The organism is Aequorivita marisscotiae (assembly GCF_029814825.1).
GTDB lineage: Bacteria > Bacteroidota > Bacteroidia > Flavobacteriales > Flavobacteriaceae > Aequorivita > Aequorivita marisscotiae.
This window is the reverse complement of sequence record NZ_CP122379.1, coordinates 1,028,172-1,051,529: the sequence shown is the minus strand read 5'-3', so window position 1 is coordinate 1,051,529 and position 23,358 is coordinate 1,028,172. Positions and strand designations below refer to the sequence as shown.

General features: G+C 38.2%; 18 protein-coding genes and 2 pseudogenes. 8 read left to right on the top strand and 12 right to left on the bottom strand.

Translation table 11 applies throughout. From position 1 onward, the window contains the following. Nucleotides 1–9: 9 nt before the first annotated feature. On the bottom strand, nucleotides 10–498 hold the full coding sequence (locus QCQ61_RS04925; protein WP_279449663.1) for a GbsR/MarR family transcriptional regulator: 489 nt from the start codon (nucleotides 496–498) through the stop codon (nucleotides 10–12). Between the two features lie 379 nt (nucleotides 499–877). Here QCQ61_RS04925 and QCQ61_RS15500 point away from each other — a divergent pair. The 3 genes and pseudogenes from QCQ61_RS15500 to QCQ61_RS04915 all read left to right on the top strand — a co-directional run. Next, nucleotides 878–1,096 (top strand): annotated as a pseudogene (locus tag QCQ61_RS15500) (delta-60 repeat domain-containing protein); the annotation flags it as partial. A gap of 33 nt (nucleotides 1,097–1,129) precedes the next feature. Then, nucleotides 1,130–1,474, top strand: coding sequence for an NHL repeat-containing protein (locus QCQ61_RS15495; protein WP_347814831.1), 345 nt, complete (start codon nucleotides 1,130–1,132; stop codon nucleotides 1,472–1,474). Nucleotides 1,475–1,486: 12 nt separating this feature from the next. Next, complete coding sequence (locus QCQ61_RS04915) at nucleotides 1,487–2,176, top strand: T9SS type A sorting domain-containing protein (RefSeq protein ID WP_279450230.1); 690 nt, start codon at nucleotides 1,487–1,489, stop codon at nucleotides 2,174–2,176. A 61-nt stretch (nucleotides 2,177–2,237) separates the two neighbouring features. Here the strand turns inward: QCQ61_RS04915 and pbpC are convergent, their stop codons facing one another. The 7 genes and pseudogenes from pbpC to QCQ61_RS04880 all read right to left on the bottom strand — a co-directional run bounded on the left by pbpC (nucleotide 2,238) and on the right by QCQ61_RS04880 (nucleotide 14,071). Then, nucleotides 2,238–4,538, bottom strand: a complete 2,301-nt coding sequence (pbpC, locus tag QCQ61_RS04910) for a penicillin-binding protein 1C (RefSeq protein ID WP_279449661.1) — start codon at nucleotides 4,536–4,538, stop codon at nucleotides 2,238–2,240. 55 nt (nucleotides 4,539–4,593) lie between these two features. Beyond that, entirely contained in the window at nucleotides 4,594–4,896 is a 303-nt protein-coding gene (locus QCQ61_RS04905) for a type II toxin-antitoxin system RelE/ParE family toxin (protein ID WP_279449660.1), read from the bottom strand. Next, nucleotides 4,889–5,158 (bottom strand): hypothetical protein, encoded by a 270-nt coding sequence (locus tag QCQ61_RS04900; protein ID WP_279449659.1) that lies wholly within the window; start codon nucleotides 5,156–5,158, stop codon nucleotides 4,889–4,891. Before QCQ61_RS04900 ends, QCQ61_RS04905 begins: the two co-directional genes overlap by 8 nt. 35 nt (nucleotides 5,159–5,193) lie before the next feature. Then, complete coding sequence (locus tag QCQ61_RS04895; RefSeq protein WP_279449658.1) at nucleotides 5,194–10,785, bottom strand: alpha-2-macroglobulin family protein; 5,592 nt, start codon at nucleotides 10,783–10,785, stop codon at nucleotides 5,194–5,196. 284 nt (nucleotides 10,786–11,069) lie between these two features. Next, nucleotides 11,070–12,575, bottom strand: coding sequence for a DUF4153 domain-containing protein (locus tag QCQ61_RS04890; protein ID WP_347814825.1), 1,506 nt, complete (start codon nucleotides 12,573–12,575; stop codon nucleotides 11,070–11,072). Nucleotides 12,576–12,715: 140 nt separating this feature from the next. Then, nucleotides 12,716–13,006: pseudogene (locus QCQ61_RS04885) on the bottom strand (antibiotic biosynthesis monooxygenase family protein); the annotation flags it as partial. Then, nucleotides 13,007–14,071, bottom strand: a complete 1,065-nt coding sequence (locus QCQ61_RS04880; RefSeq protein WP_279449656.1) for an isoaspartyl peptidase/L-asparaginase family protein — start codon at nucleotides 14,069–14,071, stop codon at nucleotides 13,007–13,009. A gap of 205 nt (nucleotides 14,072–14,276) precedes the next feature. On the opposite strand from QCQ61_RS04880, the gene QCQ61_RS04875 reads away from it, so the two are divergent. The 3 genes from QCQ61_RS04875 to amaB all read left to right on the top strand — a co-directional run bounded on the left by QCQ61_RS04875 (nucleotide 14,277) and on the right by amaB (nucleotide 17,153). Next, the gene (locus tag QCQ61_RS04875; protein WP_279449655.1) at nucleotides 14,277–14,786 is read left to right on the top strand and encodes a CAP domain-containing protein; all 510 of its coding nucleotides are present in this window, start codon (nucleotides 14,277–14,279) and stop codon (nucleotides 14,784–14,786) included. A 66-nt stretch (nucleotides 14,787–14,852) separates the two neighbouring features. Continuing rightward, nucleotides 14,853–15,389 carry a 3-hydroxyanthranilate 3,4-dioxygenase gene (locus QCQ61_RS04870; protein ID WP_279449654.1) on the top strand — a complete coding sequence of 179 codons (537 nt, stop codon included), beginning with the start codon at nucleotides 14,853–14,855 and terminating at the stop codon, nucleotides 15,387–15,389. Between the two features lie 210 nt (nucleotides 15,390–15,599). Continuing rightward, nucleotides 15,600–17,153: an L-piperidine-6-carboxylate dehydrogenase gene (amaB, locus tag QCQ61_RS04865; protein ID WP_279449653.1), complete on the top strand. Its 1,554-nt coding sequence runs from the start codon at nucleotides 15,600–15,602 to the stop codon at nucleotides 17,151–17,153. A gap of 121 nt (nucleotides 17,154–17,274) precedes the next feature. Here the strand turns inward: amaB and QCQ61_RS04860 are convergent, their stop codons facing one another. From QCQ61_RS04860 to QCQ61_RS04845, 4 genes are all read right to left on the bottom strand, one after another. Next, nucleotides 17,275–18,264, bottom strand: a complete 990-nt coding sequence (locus QCQ61_RS04860; protein WP_279449652.1) for an acyl-ACP desaturase — start codon at nucleotides 18,262–18,264, stop codon at nucleotides 17,275–17,277. 66 nt (nucleotides 18,265–18,330) lie between these two features. Beyond that, nucleotides 18,331–19,056 carry a metallophosphoesterase family protein gene (locus QCQ61_RS04855; protein ID WP_279449651.1) on the bottom strand — a complete coding sequence of 242 codons (726 nt, stop codon included), beginning with the start codon at nucleotides 19,054–19,056 and terminating at the stop codon, nucleotides 18,331–18,333. Nucleotides 19,057–19,149: 93 nt separating this feature from the next. Next, nucleotides 19,150–20,286: an ATP-binding protein gene (locus QCQ61_RS04850; RefSeq protein ID WP_279449650.1), complete on the bottom strand. Its 1,137-nt coding sequence runs from the start codon at nucleotides 20,284–20,286 to the stop codon at nucleotides 19,150–19,152. Nucleotides 20,287–20,381: 95 nt separating this feature from the next. Continuing rightward, nucleotides 20,382–21,134 carry an SDR family NAD(P)-dependent oxidoreductase gene (locus tag QCQ61_RS04845; protein WP_279449649.1) on the bottom strand — a complete coding sequence of 251 codons (753 nt, stop codon included), beginning with the start codon at nucleotides 21,132–21,134 and terminating at the stop codon, nucleotides 20,382–20,384. A 246-nt stretch (nucleotides 21,135–21,380) separates the two neighbouring features. On the opposite strand from QCQ61_RS04845, the gene QCQ61_RS04840 reads away from it, so the two are divergent. Both QCQ61_RS04840 and QCQ61_RS04835 read left to right on the top strand, forming a co-directional pair. After that, complete coding sequence (locus QCQ61_RS04840; protein WP_279449648.1) at nucleotides 21,381–22,385, top strand: AAA family ATPase; 1,005 nt, start codon at nucleotides 21,381–21,383, stop codon at nucleotides 22,383–22,385. 101 nt (nucleotides 22,386–22,486) lie between these two features. Further along, nucleotides 22,487–23,350 (top strand): DUF58 domain-containing protein, encoded by an 864-nt coding sequence (locus tag QCQ61_RS04835; protein WP_279449647.1) that lies wholly within the window; start codon nucleotides 22,487–22,489, stop codon nucleotides 23,348–23,350. The last annotated feature ends 8 nt before the right edge of the window (nucleotides 23,351–23,358 follow it).

Genomic DNA, 23,358 nt, shown 5'->3' with positions numbered 1-23,358 from the left:
TTGATTTAATTAGTTGTTTGTATTTTTTTCAGTAAGTTTTTTTTGAAGTTTTTCAATAGAAGCGCTCGCTTGATTTAGAAATTCCAAGTAATCTGTATGAAATTCCAAATCGAAGATTTCATCGGAATCCTTGGGAAGCGATTCATTTATTTCCTTTTTATATTCCATTATTTCTAAATGCAACCGCTGTTCACATTTCCAATTTTTTAGCATATCGGCCATGGCATGAATCATAACATCCGGAATTAAGATGAAATATTTTTTCCGATCACCAGATTTTGTATAATATGTAATTCTACTGGCCGCTTGTAAGGTGGTAAGATGGGTAGATATTGTACTTTTACTTGCTCCCAGTTCACAAACCAAGGCCTCAAAGGTTGTTCCCTGTTTGCCCGTTAGTATTAGCGTTGCCAAAATCCTGGCGGCCAAAGGCGCAATTTGCTCCTTTCCTTCTATATGCACGCCAAGCTTTTCAATTAAATTTTTTCGTTTAGTCAAAACAACTAAATTTTATAATTAGGGCGCAAAAATACGATTGGTTCGGTAATAACCGAACTAATCGAGGCCTAAATTTTTGTTAAATAATTTAATATGCACTTTAACAACATTGTCATTTTCACAATAATTCGTTTTAAAAATATTGAATAGGCAATTTTTTAAGATTTAATTTCCGAAACCGTATTTTGAATTTTATAAATCTCTGACATTTTTCAAATATATAATCTCTTTATATGTTTGATTTTCAATTGATAATACCAAAATTATTTTGGTATTAAGTAAAAATAAATAATACCTTCGGCGAAAATTTTTAAAACCTAATAACAAGAACAAATTCTATTCTTTAGTACTACTTTTAGTAGTAACATCCCTTTCTTATGCACAGTCTGGTGTGCTAGACACTTCCTTTGGCAACAACGGAATTGCAACTACCCAGGTTTCCCCAACCTATAATTTTGTTACCGCTACCACAGTTCAGCCTGACGGCAAAATAATTCTTGTTGGAGATTCAGGCGAACCAGCAACTTATAAAGCTACAGTGGTGCGTCTTAATACCGACGGAACTTTAGACACTTCTTTCGGAACTGGCGGAAATGCAACCATTACTATTCCATCTGCAAAGTCATTCGGAATGGATGTTGCGCTTCAAGATGATGGAAAAATCGTGGTTGGTGCTAGAACTTGGGATAATGTTAGCGGAAATATGGTTCTAGCCAGACTTAATACCGATGGTTCTTTTGACAGCTCTTTTGGCACAAACGGTGTTGTGATAGCAAATTCTGGCGGGAGCGATGTATTGGCCTCCGTTATAATTGCAGATGATGGAAAAATCTATATCGCCGGAGATTCCGACAATAACTTTTCTATCGCAAGATTTAATACAGATGGCGCCTTAGATAATAGTTTCGGAACCGATGGAAAGGTTGCTTTTAACTTCGGTATTGACCACGATATAGCGACTACCTTGGGTATTTAATCTGATGGAAAAATCGTTTTGGGAGGTCATACGTATATCAGAAGCAACCCAAGACTAGCCTATGATTTTGCAGTGGCAAGACTAAATCCAGACGGAAGTCTTGATAACACGTATGGTAATAATGGAGTGGCCACAACGCAAATTGTAGATGAAGCCAATTATGCCAACGGTTTAGTAATACAGGCAGATGACAAAGTAGTTTTAGCAGGTCGTACAGTAAAATTGTTCGATTATGATTTCGCAATGATTCGTTTTAATACTGACGGAACCTTGGATTCTACCTTTGGAAATGGTGGAAAAGTGAGCACAGATAATGATGGAAAAGAAGACCACGGATATGCAATTGCAATGCAGCCAGATAACAAAATTATTTTAGCGGGTCACTCATATTCTGCAGCAGGTGATGATTCTGAAATGGTTATTGCACGTTATCATAATGATGACACTGCAGGAATTGAAGGATTTGAAAAAAATGATATCCGCCTTTATCCAAACCCTGCAAACGGACAAATTACAATTGAATTAAGCGATGCTTCTTCAAACTATCAAGTTGCTATTTTTGATGTTTTGGGCAAAAAAGTATATGCTTCCGAAATTCAAAAAGTAGGACAGATTGATGTTTCTGCTTTGGCTTCGGGCACCTATTTGGTAAAACTTAATTCTGATAACAAATCAAGCGTTGTTCGATTTGTGAAGCAATAATTCATTCGAATAAGATTCCAAAGAGACTATCTATTTTTAGGTAGTCTCTTTTTTTGGTTAATTATTGAAGCGTTTTAATTTCAATTTTTTCCCGAAGCTCATTGCCTTCCGCATCCACAGCTGTCAATAAATATTTTCCGGGCTTTGGCGAAACTGCCAACTCGTGAAAGGTTTCAGTCTTCCCAATATATTCCGAATCCAAATACCAAAAAACAGTAGTGTCCGGAGAACGGTGGGCAAGTTTGAAAATTACTTCGTTTACGTTTTCATCAAAATTCTTCGGAAGCAAAACCGCTTCATTTTTCTTCGGATAAATAAAAGCCATTAACTTTTCACTTTCCTGCAAACAATCGAACGCAAAAGGGGGAAGAATTTTATATTCCGGATGAAGTTGTGCATAATAATATTCCATCACCGGCGGCAATACAAACCAATTTTTCTGAACCATTTCCGAAAGCGGATAACACGACGAATTCACCCGATAATTTTGTGAAGCATCTAGAAATACAGTTTGATGATACGGACAAGCTTCGGTTCTCACTCCACTTTTTGGAATCCATTCCTCTTTTATTTCATCGCAAAAAAGCCCAGCGAGATGACCGCTTTTTGAACAAACCTCTACCTCAACCAATTCATCATACGGAATTTTAAACCAACCGCTTTGCGGTAAAATATTTAAAACATCAAACAAAACTGGCGCTGCAGCTTGAATTCCCGTTAATCCCGGACGGCCTTCCCCATCGGCATTTCCCGCCCAAACCCCGATTGCGTATTTAGGCGTTACCCCCACTGCCCACGCATCTTTAAATCCGTAGCTCGTCCCAGTTTTCCAAGCTAGCGGCTGACTGCTGGTAAAAAATTCCCAGTTTTCTTCCCCGCTCGGGCGATTCACTTTTTGCATTGCGTTGAAAGTTTCATAAATGGCTCCAGCATTCCAAACGGAAGGTTTTTGTTGAATTTTGCCGATCCCGATAGCTATCGGGACATCGTGCTCTTTCACATAAACAGGTTCCACAAATTCATTTTTCCGATATTCGCTGGAAGAATTATTGAAGAAATTTAACGTTGAAGCCATTCCTGCATAAGCTTTTGTAATATCCCACAAACTACTTTCCGCGCCACCGAGAATCAACGAAAGTCCGTAATAATCTGAAGGTTTATCTATTTCGTTTAAATTAATTTTGCCCAAAACATTATAAAAACGCTGCAATCCAAAATCACGTAACATTCGCACCGCGGGAATATTCAGCGAACGCGAAAGTGCAACGCTGGCCGGCACTGCGCCATTAAATTGTTTGTCGAAGTTTTCAGGCATGTACCCATTCACCGAAGTTGGAATATCAGCAACCAATGTATTTGGAAGAATTTCGCCCGCATCGAGCATTGAAGTAAATAGAAAGGGTTTCAATAAACTGCCCGTGCTTCGTGGTTTTTCAATTATATCTACAAAATTGTTGTGCTCGCGTGTGGTTGGTGAATTGCCCACGTACGCCAGAACTTCCCGAGTATTCACATCCAAAACCAAAACGGCGAGGTTATTTATTTGATTTTGCGCCAACATATAATGTTGTTCTTTTACAATATTATTTACCTTTTGCTGAAGCGAAAAATCAATTGTGGTTTCAATGCGTTTTCCGTGATGTTCCTTTCTTATTTTTTCGGTTAAATGCGATGCAAATTCTGGTAATGGCAAAGGTTTTCCCGGCAATTTTTCATCCAAAGCCAATTGATACGTGGTTTCATCAATCACTTCATTTCTGAAAAGTTTCAGCAATAACCCATCTCTTTTTTTCTTTAAAATTTCTTCGTTTTTGCCAGGAAAAATAAGCGACGGCGCATTTGGAAGCACTGCCAATGCCGCTGATTGCCCCCAACTCAGTTCGCTAGCGGGAATTCCAAAATATCGCCACGAAGCAGTTTCGAGCCCCACCACATTTCCACCGAAAGGCGCGTAGGAAGCATATAAACTTAGAATTGATTTCTTTTTGTAACCCGCTTCCAATCGCGTGGCTTGAAAAATTTCAACCACTTTTTCAAAATAAGTACGTCCTTTATTTTGTCGGGAAAGTCGGATTACTTGTTGCGTAATTGTACTTCCACCACGGCGGGAATCGGTAGTAATATTGTGCCAGAGCGCTTTTGAAATTGAAACCGGATTAAAACCGGGATGCCAATAAAAATGTTCATCCTCAAAATAAAGAATGCATTTTTCGAACCGTTCCGGCACAGAATCCATTTGTGGAAAACGCCATTGGCCGTCAACTGCAATTCGCGCACCAAGCATCTGGCCAGTGCTACTTTCCGCAACGGTCGCGGTTGGAACGTTAAATAATGGGGATGGAAGGCAGAATAGCCAAAGCATGAATAATAGCCCCAATGCCCCCTTCGCAAAGAGAAGGAGTTTTTTTTTGGATGCCTTATTCTTTTCGGAAGTTTTCAGGATTTTTCTTTGTAGGATAAACGGCTGTAACTAAAATAAATTCATTTATAATTTTATAAACGACTCTAAATTTTCCTTTAACAATAACTCTTCGGCAAGTTGGGTCAAACTCATCCACCTGCCATTGTTTGGTAAAGACCATTTTTTCGGTTTCTGTAATTATGCTTACTATATTTTTAGAAGCAGAATTTGGGGAGTTTTTAAAATAGAATTCAAAAATCTCTTCCAAATCCCGTTCGGCTTCGGGAGACCAATGGATGCCTTTAACTTTATCATCCATTATTGTTTTTAGCTGAGTTGAATTTATCTTTTAATTGCGCGGAAGTTTTAAATTTTCCTTCTGAATAATCAGCTACGGCACGGTCATTTTTATCTCGATATTCTTGCAAGGAAATTTCTCGCCCATTCACGGATTTTGCAACTATAGTTGAATCTTTTAAAGATTCACTTTCTAAAATTTCTTCAAAACGAGAAACATTTTCATCGTTCACTAGACGAAGAATTTTTTCCACAAGTTTTATTTTTCTTTCAGCAATATTCATTTTCAGACTATTAATTATAAGTAAATATAAGAATTTTACTGTTCAATCGTTACCCACATCCCTTTATTCCTCGCATAATAGCTATTATCATACATAGCCTCAACCTGCGTTCCGGGCAAATAATACGTTCCTAAATAGGATGCATTTAATTTCACGGCGAAAGTTTTCGTTTCATTTTTCTTTAAATCGAAGAAAAAATTCACGCGGTCGTCGCGAATGTCTGTGTATCGCGCATTTCCACTTGCGCCGCCACCCAATTCAGAAAAACTTGTGTTTACAATTTCCCAGCCGCTTGGGAAGATTTTTGAGAGCGCCACATTATTTATTTCATTATTGGAAGTATTGGTTACACTCACCTTTGCAATGATTTCAGTTCCCTGTCTTACAGTTGAAATATCCATTGGTTTCCCGACACCGTCCAAATATTCGGCTTTCAATGAAAGATTGCGTCGTTCGGCAAGTTCCTTTCCCAATGGAAGTTTTCCATGTTGTGAAAGCGTAACGTAAACCACATTTCCTTTTAAGTTGGTCACAGAAACGGAATTACTTCCCATTACAAACGAAAGATCGCGCTGCGCAATGGCCCGATCGGTTTTTACCTTAACAGATTTTCCGCCATTTGTAAACGTAAGTTCCATCGCTTTTCCGCCGTTTTTGGCAACCATTTTCGCCATTGCCATCAGCGCATACGAAGTTTCCTGGGTGCTGTACCAATTTCCGGATGACAAATCCTTCGCAACAGAAATCGCTAAATCGCGTTGTTTCGAATCACCCAAAAGCACCAAAGTTTCCAAAGCCATCGCCCTATTTCTGAAAGGCGAGCCATAAGTGTAATAATCATACTTCTGCGGAACAAAATTTATGTTGGCCGTTTGTGCAATTTGTTGTGCAACTTCTTTTTTTCCAGCCAAAGCGTACGCAGCTGCCAAACGCCATTTTGCATCATTGCTCAATTCCTTGCTTTCGCGAAGTCGATTCATCGATGCCAATTCCGGTTTTCCAGCCAGCGCCAATGTGTAAAGCCGATAAGCCTGCGTTAAACTGGAATTGTAAACCTTGTAACTATTTCGCCATTGGCGTGCTGCATTTTGTTGATATAGCAACCAATTGCTCATAAAACTTATAGGAAGTGCATACCCTTTTTGCTTGGCTTCGAGCATAAAATGACCTGCAAAATTGGTACTCCATTCATCCGCTTCCCGTTCTCCTGGCCAATACGAAAGTCCGCCATTGGGGAGTTGAAATCTGCCCAAACGTTCAATTGCAGCTTTTACGTTTTTCTCAATTTCTTTCTTTTTTTCGAAAGTTATGTCGAAAACATCTGCTAAATAAAGCTGCGGAAAGGCCGACGATGTAACTTGTTCCAAACAGCCATACGGATAGTGGATTAAATATTCCATTCGTTTGCCAAAATCCATCGGTGGCAAGGTTGAAAATTCAAGCATCGCAGCATTGCTTCCGGGCACGCCAAAAGTTTCAAAAGTAATGGTTTGCGAAGCGTTTCCATCCAACGTATAATTTATAGCTTTTTGCGAAATAGGATTCGGGTTTTCCACATCGATTTCTACTTTATAACTCGCCTTTTCGCCGTTGCCAGAAGCGGTTACTTCAATAGTTTGAAATTTCTTGGTTGGTAAAACTTCGAATTCAAAATTCACAATTTGCTCGCCCGGACTGCTGAAAGAAACAGTTTTTGAAGCACCATTTTTCGGTTTCAATGCATCGCCAGTTTTCACAGTAATCGTAGCAGTTTTCACTTTATTTTCCATCGCAAAAACGGTAACGGGAAGCGTAACGGTTTCGCCCGGCGACAATTTCCGCGGAAGCGAAGCCAGCACCATTAATGGTGTACGGACGGGCGTAGTTTTATCGACACTTCCGTAGGCACTTTTCGTTTTATCACCGGCAATTACCATAGTCCGAACGGATCCCACATAATTCGGCATCACTAAAGTATGCGTCGCTGTTTTTCCGGCGGCGAGTTCGAATGGTCCAAGATATTTTACAACCGGTTTAAACCGGTCCGCTTTTCGGTTTTTTGCACCCAAAGCCGCATCGCCACCGCCAATTGCGTAAATATTATCCACGCTGCCGGAATACGCGCCAATCACGTAATCATACATATCAAAGGTTTTTACGCCCAGAGCTTCACGACTGTAAAAAGCATCGTGAATATCAGGCGTTGCGAAGCGGGTTAAATCCAATAAACCTTCATCCACAACCGCCAAAGTATAAGTCATCGGTTTGCCTTTTTCCTCGGAAACTTTTACGGTGAAATTTTCCTCAGGTTTCAACACATTTGGCATCGTAATTTGTGGATGCAAAACAGTTGAAGGATCTTCCACCGAAAGCGGAATAACGCCGTAAAGCCGTATTGGCAAATCATTTTTCGTCTGGCTGTGCGGCTGTAACAGCGAAATATTCACATAAATATTCGGCGCCATTTCCTTTGTAATTTTTATCGCAGCTTTGGTTTCGCCCTTTTTGGTTTCAATCCAATGCGTTGTTAAAACCTCGGTGCCGTTTTCAACGCTAATCAAAGCTCGGCCATCACTTCCTGAAGGAAAGGTTATAAACGCTTCCTCGCCAACGTTGTATTTTTCTTTATCTGCGGAAAAAAGTAACATTCGTGCACTTTCAGCATCACCGTCGCTTGGGCGTTGCCACCAATTTCGGTAGAAATATGTAATGCGCCCTGTTGCGTGCCCGGATTGTTTATCGATTACGCGAATTAAATATCTTCCGCCCTCTTCTTCGGGAATATTTACTGTGAATTTCCCCTTTCCGCTGCCATCGGTTTTTACGGTGAATTCTTTCACCGGACGATGCACGGTTGAATTTTCATAGGTTGAAAGATTGTCTTCTCCCCGATTCCACCACCAACGCCATTCAATTTTAAAGACTTTTACTTCCAGTTCGCGATTGGCTGCAGCTTTGCCTTGGGCATCTACGGAAACCACATCAAAATTTGTGTTTTCATCTGTAAAATAAGAACCGTAACGGCCGGCTTCGGGCGATTTTAAACCGACAAAATGTGAGAATGGCGCTAAATCCTTTGAAAAAATATCCATTGAAAAATCGCCACCGCCTTCGTACACTTTCGTTAAAAAAGTAGCTTTCAACATTCCGGGAGCGTTCTTTCCAACTTCCAGGTTTTGGCTGAAAGAAGTACTGCCTTCCGAAGAAAGTTGCGCATCCAAAATAGGAATTTCAACCTCCTCAAATTTTCGGATTGGGTCGATAAAATTGTATTTCGGATATTTCGGAAAAGCGGAATTGCTGGCGCGAAGCGTAGCGGTCATATCAATTTTCAAATTGCGCGCAGGCGAGCCGTGAAGCCACATTGCGCTTGCGGTTCCTTTTACGGGCTTTGTTGCATCGAGGATTTCATCTTCAAAATCAAGTTTGATTTTTAAGCGGTTTGGTTTTATGGTTGCTACTTTTAGAGTGTGACTGAATTGTGCGCCACCAACGGTTACGGTTGCGTTCCAATTTCCGGTTGGGGCGGATACGTCTGTGGCGATTGGGAAATAATAGAAGCCCCCCTGCACCCCCCGAAAGGGGGAATCACTCGCATTCAAAACCGTTCTTTGAACGAGTTTTCCGCGGGCATCGGTTACTGAAAGTGTAACCGGATGGTTTTTTGGAAGTGGATTTGCGTTATCGTTCAACACAAAAGTCAAGTGAATACTGTCACCGGGACGGTAAACGCCGCGTTCGGTGTAAGTGTATCCTTTTAAGCCCTTTTGCAATTCTTTCCCCGAAATGTCGAAATTACTCATTGAAAGGGCGTTACCGTCTTCCAGTTTAACGTAGGCATAATTGTTTCCTTTTTGAGCTACGGCGAAAGCTGCATTTCTGTTACTATCGTAAAGAGTGGATCCATCACTCTCTGTAGTAACGGTTTCAATTAATTGCTGCTGATAATTAAAAAGTTTGATTTTTACTCCGCCCTCAGGCTTTGCGGAAATAAGATTCGTAGCAAAAAAATGATACGATCTATTGTTGCCTTTTTTCACAATCAATCCTAAATCGGAGCCCAAAATATTTGCGGTAACTACGCGCTCTTCGTTGTAATATGCGGGGTGGCACGGATTGTCCTGCTGCTCCCAATTATAGGTGTAATTCCGCCAGCGGTAAATTTCATTGTCCCAATAGCGCTCTTCGCGTAGTTCCTCATCTTCGGTGGCATCGTTGGCATAATAGGGGTCATCTTCGTAATAATCATCAGAATATCCGTTATCTTCGGAATTATCTTCTTCCGAAATCATTTCGGCACAATCGTAAGTAATATAATCCTTTTTAAAACTGAGTTCCAACTGATAGATAGCGCCGGGATCTGCCTTAAAATATTCCGAAAGATTGATGGCGTAGGCTTTCCAATTGCCGTTGTTGCCCAAATTGTCATTCTGAAGGGTGATGGTTTTTTTGGCAATTCGTCTTCCCACGCGTTTAATATCGTAGGTATTGTTATCATTCAAATTATAACTTTGAAGAAATTGCAACACGTTATTTTCGTAAATTTTAATGATGCGAACATCGACTTTTGAAAGATTTTCCGCTTCAAAATAAACCGGCGTTGAAGTAGAATTTGGAAGAATGACGCCTTTTGAAATCATCCGAACGGCGGGTTTTAACTGTTCAAAGGAAACCAATTCTGAAAATTCCTTCTTCAATCCGAAACCTTCCGTGTTTTTTATTCCTGTAAATACGGTGACTTTTACATCGCCAACCACGCGGTTTGGCGGATACACATTTAGTACATTTCCATTGACTTCGTACCGTAAATCCTGCGTGTTTTCAATAGTTACCAAGCCTGCAAAATCCTGATTTTCCAGCAAAGGATCGGAAAAATTAATGCTCAAAAGCGCGGCAGGTGCCAACGTACTACTGATGTCAATGATTGTAAAATTGTTTTGACCTGGAATTGCAAATGTATTTTCACCTTTGTTTTCAGCATCAATTGGTTTGCCATCCCATTTAATAATGATTTCGGAATCGTCTATTTTTCGGTTGATACTGTCAATTTTAAAATTGAAATATTTGGCGTCAGCAGCTTCCGCTGGCCATTTCAGCTTTAAACTTTTTCCATCTTGCGAAACCGAAACTAATTGCTTCGCTTTTTCCAATGAAATTACATCCGACGCTTCAATAGATGCTTCAACATATTGCCATTGCTTGCTATAGCTTTGAAGTTTTCCTACTTCAACCTTAAAATTTGGGGTAATGGTGTGAAAACTGAAAGTATAGGTTTTAAAATCCGCTGAAATGTCTTCGTAAAATTTATTCAGTTTTACGGTTACAGTATATTCTGTATCCGGTTTTAAATATTCCGAAGGTTGGAAGATTAGTGTTTTGCCGTTTTCAACAATTAGTTTTCCTTTTGTGGATGGGGAAATTTTTAAATAATCATCAGCTGAAAGTTCCTGCGTCATCTCAAATTGCTCCAATGGTTTTGCAAGTTCAACGCGAATGGCCGTTGTTATGGATTGGTTTCCGTAAGTGTTATACGAAATATAATCCTTGAATTTGAAAAGGTTGTCGGTTTCGGAGTGCTTGTCTTTGTCTTTACAGGAAAAGACGAAAAACAATAAAAGTACAGGCAGGAACTTGAGCAGAGTTTTCATCAGCATATAATATTTTAATAAAGCGGAAGATGGAATGCCGCATTGTGTTTCTTCAATTGATTTGAATTCTATAGATGGGCATTTCATAAGCGATGGTTAAAAGCATTTAAAAATAAGGCAAAATGATTGGGCTGCAAAGCAAAAACCAAATCGTTTTGTTTGAAATAATTACTTAAATACGTTTTATGGGTGGGGAGGTTAAATTTCTAACGTTCAACTATTTTATAATCGTATTTTAAAATTTAACATTTGGGATGGAATTAACAAAAAAGACTGTTTATTGATCATTTAAACAGCTTATTATAAGCAATGTATTCAGGCAAATTCCAAGATAGAAACCCTTTGGATTCCCATTCCTTTTTAAATACTGTTTTTTTGAATTCAATATGTTGATAATATTCTTTAGCGTTCATAAAATCAGTTTCAAAAGCAAATTTTTCTTTTTGGATATTTTCAATCTTCATCAATTCAGAAAAAGACTTGTCTAAATAGGGCAAGGATTTATTTGACAAATTTGCCAAATAATCAAAATGTAAAAAGGCCTCGTCTGCATGTGCAAAATTATATTTCGCAATCAAAGTGTCCCAATTAACGATGGAGCTTAGCACCAAAATAATATAAATAGCCATTGCGTTTGTACGGAAAAGATAAAATCCAGACTTCGAATTTTTAATTTTTATAAAAACTGAATACAGTCCATATAAAGTCAAAATCAAGAATAGTACAACCCCAATTCTTTTATATGCCAGCGAAAAATATTCTATATACCAATAATTGCGAAAGCCTACCGATATTGCTAAAATTGCGTTTTGAAACAACCATAAATAGCTCAATTTTTTAAGTAATTTATTCTTTTTGTAAAAATTAATATTTCCTCTAAAAAAGTAAAGAACAATTGCAATGGAAATTAAAATGGAGAAAATTAAAAGGTAAGTTCCTTCGTGCACGAACTGCTTTAAAGTTTGTCCGTCCCACTCAAAATTGAACCAAACCAAGTAAATATCTGTGATGTTCAATATCAATAAAATTGCGTTCAAAATGAAAAGCAGAAATAATGCTGCCTTCAATTCATTTTTTAAACTTACTGTACCAAAGCTTCTGGAATTTTTCTTTCTATTTCTTATTAATAAATCGCTGGATTTTGCATCATTTTCTCCAAGGGAAGGGCTCTTTGTTCTGAATAAAAGAATATTGCTGATCAATAATCCCAGTAAAAAAGTTAAAACAAATAGAAATTCAATATCACTAAAAATAAAGTCCAATGCATTTTGAAACACGCTTCCCAAGTTTACTGTCAGTTTGTCGAAAATTGGATTTGAAGCCTTGTATATTGCTACAAAAACAAAAATAACCACTGCGGGAATTATAAAAATTCTGAATTTCCATATAGTTTTTCCGAAGCTTTTTCCTTTCACTTTTGAGTTTGTTACGCTTCTGAAAAACTCAATTTGCGATTGAAAGATTGAAATAATTGAAATGAAAAAAATGTTTATGATAGATTTTGCATAGGGATAACTAAGAATTCCAACATAAACCAATAAGGATATGAAATGTATTATATATGAAAAAGTTGAATGGGTAATTACTGTAAAAATAGCTGTCAATAAAAATCCTACGGAGCAAACTATTTGAATTTTACTGGAAAACTTAACCTGTTTTGTTAGAAATAGAAAAATGACAAATGAAGCCTCAAAAATAAGAAGATTAAGCCCTAAGGCTTGTTTGTAAAATAAAATCGAAAAAAGTATTGCGCTAAGAAAAGCTACTGGAAGCAAGTTTTTTACCAACATCTATTTACTATTAAGGATTAGATGTAGTTTTTATCTATAATTTGGTTGGTTTAAAAATTACTTTTATAATTTATAGATAAGAAAACCTTTAAAAGGTTGCGCAAGAAAATACTAGCTGAGGTTTTATTTGCACTATCCAAAAATTCGTACTCTCTTTCCACCTTACAAATCCTCACTTTATAATAGGAATACCATTGTTCACGCCCTTTTTTCTGTGCAATTAAATGATCAAGATTCGCTTTCCAGTTTTTAATATTTTCAAGACTTTGCCAATAACTTACGGTAATGCCAACTTCATTTCGGGCACTTTAAATCCCTAAAAAACCTGGTTGTTGTTTTGCCAAAGTTTCCATTAAATCTGCCATTTCAGCATAGCCTTCAATATTTTCGGTTTGGATTGAAGTGAAGATTACAGCGTAATACGGTTCCATTTATTCTTCTTTATAGATTTTAATAATTAATTCACCTTCAGAATTCATTGTGGCGCGATACATTCCTGCAGTGTTGAATTCCATCGCTACATTTCCGTCTTTATCAATTGCAACAATGCCGCCGTCACCACCCAGTGCTGGTACTTTTTTCTGGATAACTTCGGAAGCGGCTTCCTGTAAGGTCATTCCTTTATATTCCATCAGCGCCGAAATATCATAAGCAACAACAGAACGGATAAAATACTCGCCCCAGCCCGTTGAAGAAACTGCACAGGTTTTATTATTCGCGTAAGTTCCAGCTCCAATAATTGGGGCATCGCCAATGCGGTTCCAGCGTTTGTTTGTCATTCCTCCCGTTGAAGTTCCGGCGGCAAGATTGCCGTTTTTGTCAAGAGCAGCGCAGCCCACGGTTCCAAATTTTGAATTTTTAATAAAGGGATCTTCAAAAGAAACCTTCTTTTCGTCTTTACTCTTTTCCATTTCCAAAACCTTTTGCAAAGACTCATATCTATTTTGGGTATAGAAATAGGAAGTATCCATCATTTTATAGCCTAAACTTTGGGCAAATTCTTCTGCTCCCTGACCGTACAGCATTACGTGTTCACTTTTTAGCATAACATCACGGGCTAAATCTATTGGATTTTTAATATGCTTTACCCCGGCAACTGCCCCGGCATTTAATGTAGCTCCATCCATTATGGAGGCGTCCAATTCATTTGCGCCAGTATGGGTAAACACGGCGCCCTTTCCTGCATTAAATAGAGGAGAGTTTTCCAAAATATTTATGGTTTGGGTAACGGCCTCTAAAGAAGTACCTCCATTCTTTAAAATTTCGTGGCCCGTACTAATTGCTTCTTTCAATTTTAACATATAAGCGGTTTCCAGCGAATCGCTCATATTCTCTTTTAAAATGGTTCCGGCACCTCCGTGAATTACAATTCCAAAGTTTTTTGACGATTTATTGCTGTCGTTAGACGGATAATTAATCGACGAAGTGTCATTTTTTCCGTTTTTACAACCTAAAAACAGAAAAATAGCGATAAAATATGTTAAAGTTTTAATCATGGCTAATGTTTTAATTTTACTACTAATATACGTGAAATATATAATGTTTATAGTAGATAAGCCGATTTCGATTTTATCCAAGAAATACAAAATACCTGTCTTTTATCGATTAAGTGCAATATTTTTACGACTAAAAGCATTTTTATTCAATATTTGTTTTATATTTGTCTCAACATCATGCCCCAAATTTGATGTCCCTAAAATTATGAACCTACTCAAAAGCAACCTACTTGCATTAGCATTAACATGCCTCGTTTTCACTTCTTGCTCAAAAGAAGATACTGTTGAAGTTGAAGCCGCTAAATACGATATAGATTTAGCTCTGGCTCAAAAAAATGACGCCATTATGTCGTCTGAAATTTTAAGGTTAGTAAATGACCATCGTACCTCTATTGGGCTTACAGCACTTAAGTTAGATAGCCAATATGCCTCGGCATTTGCTGTAGATCATACAGATTATATGATTGATAAAGGACAAATAAATCACGATAATTTTGGATACCGTTCTGAAGGTATAAAATTCCACGATAACGCAAAAGTGGTTGGCGAAAATGTAGCTTACGGCTACAATACTGCCGAAGATGTAGTAAACGCTTGGCTGAAAAGTCCTGGACATAAAGCTATTATTGAAGGCAACTACACACACACTGGATTTGGCGTGATGAAGTGCCCTAAAGGCCGCACATACTTTACCCAACTCTTTTACAGAAAGTAACCCTCACTTCCCTTTTTCTATTAGCTCATTTTGCCGTATTTTTACGTAACAATTAAAAATACGGCAATGACTATTAAAAAACCTTTCAACTTAACTAAGTGGGTAAAAGAAAATCGCGATCTACTTAAACCACCCGTTGGCAATAAGAATTTATACGTAGAATCTGATGATTACATCGTAATGGTCGTCGCCGGCCCCAATGCCAGAAAAGATTATCACTACAACGAAACTGAAGAACTTTTTTACCAACTTGAAGGAAATATTCAAGTTGCAATTCAGGAAAACGGTGAGAAAAAAGTAATGGAACTCGGTCCCGGCGATATGTATCTACATCCCGCAAAAGTGCCACATTCTCCTAGTAGAAGTGCCGGTTCAATTGGTTTGGTAATTGAAAGAAAACGTACCGATTTAGAAGGAAAAGATGGATTGCTTTGGTTTTGCGACAATTGTAACAATAAATTATACGAAGTTTACTTTCCCTTAAATAATATTGAAACAGATTTTTTGAAGCATTTTAAACATTTCTTCGGAAGCGAAGAACTTCGCACTTGCGACAAATGCGGAACGGTGATGGAAGTCGATAAACGTTTTATACAAGATTAACTCTGTATTCATCAATCAAATATAGTTTCGTTTTACATTCTACAATGCATTGTGTACCTTTGCCAAATTCCCGCGAAGGCGGGAATCTTTAGAAAATTTAGATAATTAATTAAAATTTTTCCGCCTAAGTTTATCTCAAGTGTTATTCGAAAGGCGGAGATACTATATCAATAAGATTCCCGCCTTCGCGGGAATAAAAAAAATAAATATATGCAAGCAACAACCACTAGCTTCGGGATTGAAGAAGCATTGGAACAATTAGGAATTAAAGATACAAATCTAGGAACCTCTACAGGAAATAATTGGTTTTCAAATGGGGAGGAAATAACTTCATATTCACCCGTAGATGGCAATGTAATTGCAAAAGTAACTGCTACCTCAAAAGACGATTATGAAAAAGTAATGACGGCGGCTACTTCAGCTTTTAAAGATTGGAGAGTAAAACCTGCACCGCAAAGAGGCGAAATTGTTCGTCAATTTGGTGAAGAGTTAAGAAGATTAAAAGAACCGTTAGGAAAACTAGTTTCTTATGAAATGGGAAAAAGTTACCAAGAAGGTTTGGGTGAAGTACAAGAGATGATTGATATTTGCGATTTTGCAGTTGGTCTTTCTCGTCAGCTTCACGGCTTAACTATGCACAGTGAACGTCCGGGACACAGAATGTACGAACAGTATCACCCACTTGGAGTGGTAGGAGTTATTTCTGCCTTTAACTTCCCAGTTGCGGTTTGGGCTTGGAACACAGCATTGGCTTGGGTTTGTGGCGACGTTTGTGTTTGGAAACCTTCAGAAAAAACACCTCTAACAGGCGTAGCTTGTCAAAAAATTGCAGCTAAAGTTTTTGCCGATAATAATTTGTCAGAAGGAATTTCTTGCCTGATTAACGGCGACTATAAAGTTGGCGAATTAATGACCAACGACAAGCGCGTACCTTTAGTTTCGGCAACGGGTTCTATTAGAATGGGTAAGATTGTAGCGCAAGCTGTTGCAGCGCGTTTGGGAAAATCGCTTCTTGAACTGGGCGGAAACAATGCAATAATCGTAACGCCAGATGCAGATATTAAAATGACCGTTATTGGAGCCGTGTTCGGTGCTGTTGGTACTGCAGGACAACGTTGTACATCTACTAGAAGATTGATTATTCACGAAAGCATTTACGATCAGGTTAAAGATGCTGTTGTTGCAGCTTATAACCAACTTCGAATTGGAAATCCTTTAGATGAAAACAATCACGTGGGGCCACTTATTGATAAAGATGCTGTTAAAAATTACCAGAATGCTCTTGATAAAGTGGTAGAAGAAGGTGGTAAGATTATAGTTGAAGGTGGCGTTCTGGAAGGTGAAGGATATGAAAGCGGATGCTACGTAAAACCAGCAATTGCCGAAGCAGAAAACAGTTATGAAATAGTACAACACGAAACATTTGCACCTGTATTGTATATGATGAAATACAGCGGAGATGTTGAAAACGCTCTAGAATTGCAGAATGGAGTTGTACAAGGGCTATCTTCTGCGATTATGACTAACAATTTACGCGAAGCAGAACATTTCTTATCTGTTCAAGGATCAGATTGTGGAATTGCAAACGTAAATATTGGAACCAGCGGTGCCGAAATTGGCGGTGCATTTGGTGGCGAAAAAGAAACCGGTGGCGGACGCGAAAGTGGAAGTGATGCTTGGAAAATTTATATGCGTAGACAAACCAATACAATAAACTACACTACTGAGCTACCGTTAGCGCAGGGAATTAAGTTTGATTTGTAATAGCCCCTAACCCCGGTAGGGGAAATGCTGTGGGTACGAAAAAAACCTCACAGGTCTCTGAGACCTGTGAGGTTTTTTCTTGAGTTACAATCTCCTCCCGTTCGGGGAGGTCGGGAGGGGGTTACACCACCCCATTCGGCTCAACCCATTTAAATCGATTTGCATCTTCTGGAATTTTAATTCTTTCAGCAATGCGTAACATTCTCGATGGTAGTTTCAACAGATAGTCACGCGCTTTCTCAGCTTCATCAGTAAGATTACTAATTTTTGAAATTTCCCAATGGGCATTTAATTTTTCGAGAATATCAATATAATCAAAAGTAGTGTAAACACCCAAACGTTGGGCTGCGTTACTGAAATCATCAAAAGCCGATGCCATTTTGCCGCCACTTTGACGAAGGTTCTGTGCGGGCATAATAATTTTTTTCTGCATCATATCTTGGAAAGCAATCATCATTTCGCTGGCATCGTATTCAAAAATAGTTTTTACAAAATGACGATACGCCAAATGGTGGCGCATTTCGTCACCGGCAATTAGATTGCACATTTTTGCCAACGACTTGTTTCCTTTCTTTTTCGCTATTTTGCCCACACGATTGTGCGAAATATTGGTGGCAAGCTCCTGAAAACTGGTATAAATAAAATTTCTGTAGGGATCGCGACCTGTTCCTACTTCAAAACCGTCGTTGATTAAGTGTTGAGTGGTTATTTCAACTTCTCTCATATTCACCCTTCCAGATAAATACAAGTATTTGTTCAAGGTGTCGCCGTGACGATTTTCTTCGCCGGTCCATTGCCGAATCCATTTACTCCAACTATTTCGGCCGTGCTGGTCCACCCCTTCCATGTCCATCAACCAACTTTCGTAGGTAGGTAAAGCTTCTTCCGTGACCATATCGCCTACCAATACAATCCAGAAATCGTACCCCAGCTCTTTAGCTTCTTCACGTATTTGGGTTACCTCTTCCATATAATTTTCTCCTTGAAAATCAGGAAGTAAATCGGTAGGTTGCCAAATTTCCTCAACAGGAATAAGGTATTGGTTTATATAGCTATCAACTTCTTTTTCAAGAGTTCGCATTACTTCAAGTCGTATGTTTTTAAGTGCCATGATATTTTTATAAAGAGGTAATTACAAAGATAGGGACTGTTCTGCGGAAATTATTATAAAGAAGTATTAATTCCTGCCAAATTCATTGGGATATAACTTAAATACCGGCTCGCTCTGCCAAATTTCTTTAGAATCTACATCGAGCATTGAGAGTTTTCCTCTAAAAGCGGCACCCGTATCTACATTCCAAACATTGGCGAAATTAGCGGGTTTGTCATATCCTACGCGAATGGTGGGTGTATGACCAATAAAAATTTCCTTAAAAAGTTTTAATCGCTTTGGGTATTTATCATCGTTTTCGGAAATAGACGAATCCATTGCGCAGACCATTTCCCAAAGAGTCCGGTCCCAATAAACCATATTTGGATAATACTCGTTTTGAGGCCCGTGCTGATTGGTAAATCCGGCGTGCAAGAAAAGACGGTTTTCAGAATCGATATAATAATTTTGAAGATTTTCTAAAAACCGAAGATGGATATTCTTCTTTGTTTTAGACAATTCTGAATAACTGTTAACGCTACTTTGGCCTCCTTGGCTGAGCCACATTGGATTGTCATCACCTGTACGCAAATAATTTAAAAGCAACTCATCGTGGTTTCCGCGAAGAAAAATACAATCGTACTTTTGCGAAAAGTCTATTAGGTACGAAATAACTTCGGCAGATTGACTCCAACCGTCCACGTAATCGCCCACAAAAATATATTTTGTGTCGGAGGGAAGATTGGCGCGCTCTATTAATTGTTTTAAGGCTCTAAAACCTCCGTGTATGTCTCCTATGACAACCGTTTTCATTTTGAAAATATAAGGAATATCTAAATTGAAATAGTTAATAATTTTATAAATCCGTTGGACTAAAATTTCTACTGAACGAATACATGTTCGCAATCAATTATAACTCACCTTCCGTAAAATCCGCAATGATTCCTTTGAAAGTTGATAGGCTTCCTCATCGTATTCTCTTAAAAATTCCTTGGCCTCCTGCAACTTGTCTTTGGCCTCTTCAAAATTGTTTAAATAGCAGATTAAATATGTTGACGGAAGATTTCGCAAATCTTTTACTTCGGAAGCATTTAGTGGAATTTTCTTTTTCAGTTTTTCAAGCACCGCGTTGTTCGCATTATAAATATGATACAGCGTTTTTTTGTTGAATTTTGGCGGGTCAAATATTAACTGGGAATCTATATTATAGGAGCCGTTTTCATAAAAACTGATGGTAACTTCTTCTAACGGATAATATTTAAATTGTTCATTCAGACCTAAGTGTACGTATTCTACTGTTTTAAAATAATCATCGGTAAATTCAATACTCACTTCATCTAAAGCCGAATAAAACAGTCTAACTTGTTCGTTAATAAGTTCTATATCTACACGCGAATAATAAGTTTTGTCCTTTAGTTTCTTCGGATTTCCTGCCCAACATACCACAAATTGTTCCTTAAAAACCTTGTAATGGTTTTCCAAATCTTTATGCCGGTGCGTTACAAAATCCATTACGCCGTCCAGGGTAAGTTGAATATTGTTTTTTGCAGCGTTTTCAATAGCTCGCACGATTTCAGAATTTACATCCTTTATTTCAATATCGAAATCTTTTGGCATGGAAATACTGCCATCGCGAAGAAAGATAGACCCGCCCCAATACTTCCAAATGTTTTTGCGCAAGGAGGTTATTTTGCCATTCGGTCTAATAGTAACCAACCCAACAACTTTATCTGAAGGCAAATTGGGAAAAGCCACATTTTCATAAATAATCAATGGTGCGTGGGTAAGATAAGCGTTCACCAAATTTTGAATTTTACTATCGTCAAAAAAATCTACGCCCCTTATTTCGTTGGTTTCATCTTCAACGCCAATTACGATAAACGAGTTATTTGCCGGATTGCTATTACTTAGTGCACAAATATGTTTTAAGAATTTTGCTTTTCCTTCTTTAGTGCCGAGATCAATTTTTCGCTTTTTATCATAGAAACTGCTTTCGTCATTATGGGCGAGCAGGTTTTTGATAAGAAGTCTTTTATTGATCATTTGGTTAAATGTCAGGCCGATCGCAGTCGAGACCTATATTAAATAGAAAAATAGTGCTATTTCGCAAACCCCTCGACTGCGCTCGAGGAGACAATTTAATTTTTATTCACAATAGTAGAAGAAGCCTGGTCGAGACACATAACGGTTAAATCTGCAATATTTACGTACGGTGGCCGGGTTACGGCAAACCAAATAATATCGGCAATATCTTCGGGTTTTAATGGGGTATAACCTTGATAAACTTTTTCGGCTCTTTCCGAATCTCCTTTAAAGCGCACTTCGCTGAATTCCGTTTCTACCAAGCCGGGGTTTATGGCACCTACCTTTATTCCCTTTCCGTTTAAATCTAATCGCATACCTTGGTTTATGGCGTCCACGGCGTGTTTACTGGCGCAATACACATTGCCTTTAGGATAAACTTCCTTTCCGGCGGTACTGCCAATATTTATAATATGGCCCCTTTTCCGTTCTATCATTTTTGGAACAATAGCTTTAGAAACATACAATAAACCCTTCACATTAATATCCAACATAGCATCCCAATCGTCTGTATTGCCATCGTTAATGGAGTCTAGTCCGTGCGCATTGCCCGCATTGTTTATTAAAATATCTATTTCAGAAAAATTCTTTGGAAGCGATTGTACAGCCGAAAAAACTTCTTCTTTATTGCGAATGTCAAATTTTAAAGTGTAAACTTCAGTTGATGCAGAGAGCTCGTCCGAAATTGTTTTTAATCTATCTGCTCTTCTTCCGCAAAGCACTAATCTTACACCATTTTTAGCGAAAAGATTTGCTGTGGCTCTTCCAATTCCAGAAGTTGCGCCAGTTATAAATGCTGTTTTATTCATCTTATTTATCCTGCTATTTATTATTATTGTGCTAAACTTAAACTTTCCTTAAAAGTACTATTTCTGAAATATTTGAAACACCATTTTATTCAATATTAAAAATCTTAACAAATGCCTGCAATTGCTAAGAAAACTTTAAGTTTCCACTTTTTTTAATTTAACCAATTGTTAACAGGCTTTTTAGCAATTAATGCACAATTTGCATCCACTTTTTAAAAAGCATTCTACATTGAATCTAAATACAATATGGAAAATACAAATTCGACCTTTGACATTGGGGCGTTAAACGAAAAAATTGAAAGGGAAAGTGCCTTTGTGGATATCCTTTCAATGGAAATGAACAAAGTAATCGTGGGCCAAAAGCACATGGTGGAGCGGCTTTTAATTGGCCTTTTGGGGCAGGGCCATATTCTTTTGGAAGGGGTTCCCGGCCTAGCAAAAACACTTGCTATTAATACACTTGCCAAAGCAGTTCACGGTACTTTTAGCCGAATTCAGTTTACGCCAGATTTGCTACCTGCAGATGTGGTGGGAACTATGATTTACAATATGAAGGTGAATGATTTCAGCATTAAAAAAGGACCCATCTTCGCAAATTTTGTACTCGCAGACGAAATAAACAGGGCTCCGGCAAAGGTACAATCTGCACTTTTGGAGGCAATGCAGGAAAAACAAGTTACCATAGGCGAAACTACTTTTACCCTCGATAAACCATTTTTGGTAATGGCAACGCAAAACCCAATTGAGCAGGAAGGTACCTACCCATTGCCCGAAGCGCAGGTTGACCGTTTTATGCTCAAAACCGTCATTAAATATCCGCAAATTGCAGAAGAACAATTAATTATTCGCCAAAATTTAAAAGGCGCTTATGAACAAATTAATCCAGTTGCAAGCGTAGAGCAAATACTTAGAGCACAGGCGGCCGTTCGCGAGGTTTATATGGACGAAAAAATTGAGAAATATATACTCGATATAATTTTTGCCACAAGAACACCGGAAAATTTTGGACTTTCAGATTTAAAGCCACTTATTAATTTTGGCGCTTCACCACGAGGAAGCATCAACCTTGCAATTGCTGCTAAATGTTATGCTTTTATACGCCGTCGCGGTTACGTAATTCCTGAAGATATTCGGGCCGTTGTACACGATGTGCTTCGCCACCGAATTGGAATTACCTACGAAGCAGAAGCTGAAAACATTACTTCAGAAGATATAATCAATAAGATTGTAAATGTAATTGAAGTACCTTAAAAAAGTATGCAGTGTTCAGTGGCAGAAGGCAGTAAGCTAATTAACTAAAAGCGATCTGTTTATACTGCCAACTGTAACTGCCAACTGGCTACTACACAGAAATGGATACTAAAGAACTTCTTAAAAAAGTACGGAAAATCGAGATCAAAACACGACGCTTAAGCGATCACGTGTTTGGAGGCGAGTACCACAGTACTTTTAAAGGTCGCGGAATGACTTTTAGCGAAGTGCGCCAATATCAGTTTGGCGATGATGTTCGGAATATAGATTGGAATGTTACCGCACGTTACAATGAACCTTTTGTAAAAGTTTTTGAAGAAGAACGCGAGCTTACGTTAATGCTAATGGTAGATATTAGCGGTTCCGAATTTTTTGGAACACAAGAACAATTTAAAAATGAAATTATTACTGAAATAGCCGCAACCTTGGCATTTTCAGCAATGCAAAATAATGACAAAACAGGTTTGATTCTTTTTTCAGATGAAATTGAACTTTACATTCCACCCAAAAAAGGAAAATCGCACGTATTGCGAATTATTCGCGAATTACTTGAATTTAAGCCAAAAAGCAACAAAACCGATATTGCCAATGCGCTAAAATTTTTAAGTAGCGTGATGAAAAAGAAGGCTATCGTTTTTGTGCTTTCAGATTTTATAGCAGACAATTATCGAGATACGCTGAAGATTGCCGCAAAAAAACACGATTTAACAGGTATCAGAGTTTACGATAAAGCCGAGGAAAACATTCCAAATCTAGGCATGGTACAGATGGAAGATCAAGAAACTGGTGAGCTTTTATTGGTAAACACTGGCTCCAAAAACGTTCGAAACCAATATTATAGTTATCACCGCGAACGTGTAGATTACTTTTCTGAGGCTTTTACAAAAAGTGGTGCAGGCGCCTTAAGCAGTAGAGTTGATGAAAGTTATGTAAAAAAATTGTTGGGGTATTTTAAGACAAGATAGATTTTAGA

Coding starts and splice junctions, on each gene's coding strand:
- QCQ61_RS15495 (WP_347814831.1), top strand. CDS start 1,130: ATGGATGTTGCGCTTCAAGATGATGGAAAAATCGTGGTTGGTGCTAGA.
- pbpC (WP_279449661.1), bottom strand. CDS start 4,538: ATGCTTTGGCTATTCTGCCTTCCATCCCCATTATTTAACGTTCCAACC.
- QCQ61_RS04905 (WP_279449660.1), bottom strand. CDS start 4,896: ATGGATGATAAAGTTAAAGGCATCCATTGGTCTCCCGAAGCCGAACGG.
- QCQ61_RS04900 (WP_279449659.1), bottom strand. CDS start 5,158: ATGAATATTGCTGAAAGAAAAATAAAACTTGTGGAAAAAATTCTTCGT.
- QCQ61_RS04895 (WP_279449658.1), bottom strand. CDS start 10,785: ATGAAAACTCTGCTCAAGTTCCTGCCTGTACTTTTATTGTTTTTCGTC.
- QCQ61_RS04890 (WP_347814825.1), bottom strand. CDS start 12,575: ATGTTGGTAAAAAACTTGCTTCCAGTAGCTTTTCTTAGCGCAATACTT.
- QCQ61_RS04880 (WP_279449656.1), bottom strand. CDS start 14,071: ATGATTAAAACTTTAACATATTTTATCGCTATTTTTCTGTTTTTAGGT.
- QCQ61_RS04875 (WP_279449655.1), top strand. CDS start 14,277: ATGAACCTACTCAAAAGCAACCTACTTGCATTAGCATTAACATGCCTC.
- QCQ61_RS04870 (WP_279449654.1), top strand. CDS start 14,853: ATGACTATTAAAAAACCTTTCAACTTAACTAAGTGGGTAAAAGAAAAT.
- amaB (WP_279449653.1), top strand. CDS start 15,600: ATGCAAGCAACAACCACTAGCTTCGGGATTGAAGAAGCATTGGAACAA.
- QCQ61_RS04860 (WP_279449652.1), bottom strand. CDS start 18,264: ATGGCACTTAAAAACATACGACTTGAAGTAATGCGAACTCTTGAAAAA.
- QCQ61_RS04855 (WP_279449651.1), bottom strand. CDS start 19,056: ATGAAAACGGTTGTCATAGGAGACATACACGGAGGTTTTAGAGCCTTA.
- QCQ61_RS04850 (WP_279449650.1), bottom strand. CDS start 20,286: ATGATCAATAAAAGACTTCTTATCAAAAACCTGCTCGCCCATAATGAC.
- QCQ61_RS04845 (WP_279449649.1), bottom strand. CDS start 21,134: ATGAATAAAACAGCATTTATAACTGGCGCAACTTCTGGAATTGGAAGA.
- QCQ61_RS04840 (WP_279449648.1), top strand. CDS start 21,381: ATGGAAAATACAAATTCGACCTTTGACATTGGGGCGTTAAACGAAAAA.
- QCQ61_RS04835 (WP_279449647.1), top strand. CDS start 22,487: ATGGATACTAAAGAACTTCTTAAAAAAGTACGGAAAATCGAGATCAAA.